This is a genomic window from Dietzia sp. B19 (assembly GCF_014145155.1).
Lineage (GTDB): Bacteria > Actinomycetota > Actinomycetes > Mycobacteriales > Mycobacteriaceae > Dietzia > Dietzia natronolimnaea.
This window is the reverse complement of the sequence record NZ_JAALED010000356.1, coordinates 3,957-6,615: the sequence shown is the minus strand read 5'-3', so window position 1 is coordinate 6,615 and position 2,659 is coordinate 3,957. Positions and strand designations below refer to the sequence as shown.

Below are 2,659 nucleotides of genomic sequence, written 5' to 3'. Positions count from 1 at the left end.
CCGAGCCCGCCACCCCCGCCCCCACCTCCGTCGACTCCACGCGCGACGACCGTGACCACGGCAGCCGCGCCGGGACCACCGAGGGCACCGCCACCCACCTGACCGACATCATCGGTCGCGCCGAGCCCTTCGAGAACCGGCCGCGGGCCTCCGTCGTGCACGAGGACGAGTCCGCCAAGATCGTGGCGTTCGAATTCGGGGAGGGTCATGAGCTCGGCGACCACGCGGCCCACCACCCGGTCCTCGTCCAGGTGCTCCGGGGCCGGGTGGAGTTCGGCCTGCCCGACCGCACGGTCGTCCTGGTGCCCGGTGAGGTACTCCACCTCACACCGAGGCTGCGGCACTCGGTGCGCGCGCTCGAGCCCACCACGCTCACCGTCACCATGCTGCTGCCGCGGGCCTGAGGCCCTGGCTACGCTGGGCCCATGATCACGTTCGTCCTCGCCTCGGCCTCCCCGTCCCGACTGCGGATCCTCCAGCAGGCCGGCGTGGACCCGCTCATCCGACACCCGCAGGTCGACGAGGACGCCCTCCAGGCCGCGCTCCCCGCGGGCACCCCGCATGTGCGCGTGGTGGAGGACCTGGCCCGCGCCAAGGCGCAGGACGTCCTCGATCGTGAGGGCGGGGCACTCGCGGCCGAGGCCCGTGCCGCGGGTGCCGACACGCTCATCGTGGTGGGCTGCGACTCGATGCTCCTGGTCGACGGCCGGCTCGAGGGCAAGCCGCACACCTACGAGCGGGCGATGGCGCGGTGGCGCAGGATGCGCGGTCGTCACGGGGTCCTGATCACCGGCCACGCCCTGATGGTCGCCGACCTCACCGGGGACGGCCCCCTCGTCGTCACCCGGAGCGGGTCCGACACCTCCGACACCACGGTTCACTTCGGCGCCCCGTCGGACGCCGACCTCGACGTCTACCTGCGCACCGGCGAGCCCCTCGAATGCGCCGGCGCCTTCACCATCGAATCGCTCGGCGGCTGGTTCATCGACCGGATAGACGGCGACCCGTCGAGCGTCATCGGACTCAGCCTGCCGCTGTTGCGGCGCCTCCTCGAGGGGGCCGGGATCCACGCGCACCAGTTGTGGCGCCCCGAGCTCCGCAGCTGAACAGCAGGTCAGAGAGGCGACGATCTGCTCGGCCCGCCCCCGTGGGGCAGCCCTTCGACCCCCAAACCCACACATGAGGGGGGCCTCTCATTAGACTGCTGGAGAATATCGGTGCCCCTACCGGGCGCACCGGTCTAAGAGACGTCCATCACCAGGAGGCCCTGAGTGCCCAGTCATGCCAGCTCTCACATCACCAAGGTCCTCGTCGCCAACCGCGGCGAGATCGCTGTACGTGTGATCCGCGCGGCGAAGGACGCCGGTCTGGCCAGCGTGGCCGTGTACGCCGAGCCCGACGCCGATGCCCTGTTCGTCAAGCTGGCCGACGAGGCCTTCGCCCTGGGGGGCACCACCTCCGCGGAGTCCTACCTGGTCTTCGACAAGATCCTCAACGCGGCCGCCAAGTCCGGAGCCGACGCCATCCACCCCGGGTACGGCTTCCTCTCCGAGAACGCCGACTTCGCGCAGGCCGTCATCGACGCCGGGCTGATCTGGATCGGCCCCCCGCCGAGCGCCATCCGCGACCTGGGCGACAAGGTCACCGCCCGCCACATCGCCGAGCGCGCCAAGGCTCCGATGGCGGCCGGCACCAAGGACCCCGTCGCCAATGCCGACGAGGTCGTGAAGTTCGCGGAGGAGTACGGCCTGCCCATCGCCATCAAGGCCGCCTTCGGTGGCGGCGGGCGCGGGATGAAGGTCGCCCACGAGATGTCCGAGGTCGCCGAGCTCTTCGACTCGGCCACCCGTGAGGCCACCGCCGCCTTCGGTCGCGGCGAGTGCTTCGTCGAGCAGTACCTCGACAAGGCGCGCCACGTCGAGGCCCAGGTCCTCGCCGACCAGCACGGCAACGTCGTCGTCGCCGGCACCCGCGACTGCTCGCTGCAGCGTCGCTTCCAGAAGCTCGTCGAGGAGGCCCCGGCCCCGTTCCTCACCGACGACCAGCGCAAGCGGATCCACGACTCCGCCAAGGCAATCTGCAAGGAGGCCGGTTACTACGGCGCCGGCACGGTCGAGTACATGGTCCAGGGCGACACGATCTCCTTCCTCGAGGTCAACACCCGCCTCCAGGTGGAGCACCCGGTCACCGAGGAGACCGCGGGCATCGACCTCGTGCTGCAGCAGTTCAAGATCGCCGAGGGTGAGGTGCTCGAGTTCACCGAGGACCCGACCCCGCGCGGCCACGCGTTCGAATTCCGCATCAACGGCGAGGACGCCGGACGCGGCTTCCTGCCCGCCCCCGGCACGATCACGGGCTACCACGAGCCCAGCGGGCCGGGCGTCCGCGTCGACTCCGGCGTCGAGCAGGGCGACACGATCGGTGGCCAGTTCGACTCGATGCTGGCCAAGCTGATCGTGTGGGGCGAGGACCGCGACCAGGCGCTCGCGCGGTCGGCCCGTGCCCTCGCGGAGTTCACGGTCGAGGGAATGGCCACCGTCATCCCGTTCCACGCCCACGTCGTCGCCAACCCCGCCTTCGTGGGTGACGGGAAGGGCTTCGACGTCTACACCAAGTGGATCGAGGAGGAGTGGGACAACCCGATCGAGCCGTGGAGCGC

At 70.8% G+C, this 2,659-nt stretch carries 3 protein-coding genes; all 3 read left to right on the top strand.

The genetic code is table 11. The features are described from left to right. Positions 1–404: cupin domain-containing protein (locus G6020_RS10755; protein WP_241732668.1), on the top strand; the 404-nt coding region annotated here is incomplete at its 5' end. Between the two features lie 21 nt (positions 405–425). Then, positions 426–1,106 (top strand): Maf family nucleotide pyrophosphatase, encoded by a 681-nt coding sequence (locus G6020_RS10750; protein ID WP_182610622.1) that lies wholly within the window; start codon positions 426–428, stop codon positions 1,104–1,106. A 165-nt stretch (positions 1,107–1,271) separates the two neighbouring features. After that, the coding region (locus tag G6020_RS10745) for a biotin carboxylase N-terminal domain-containing protein (RefSeq protein WP_347238356.1) at positions 1,272–2,659 on the top strand (1,388 nt) is incomplete at its 3' end.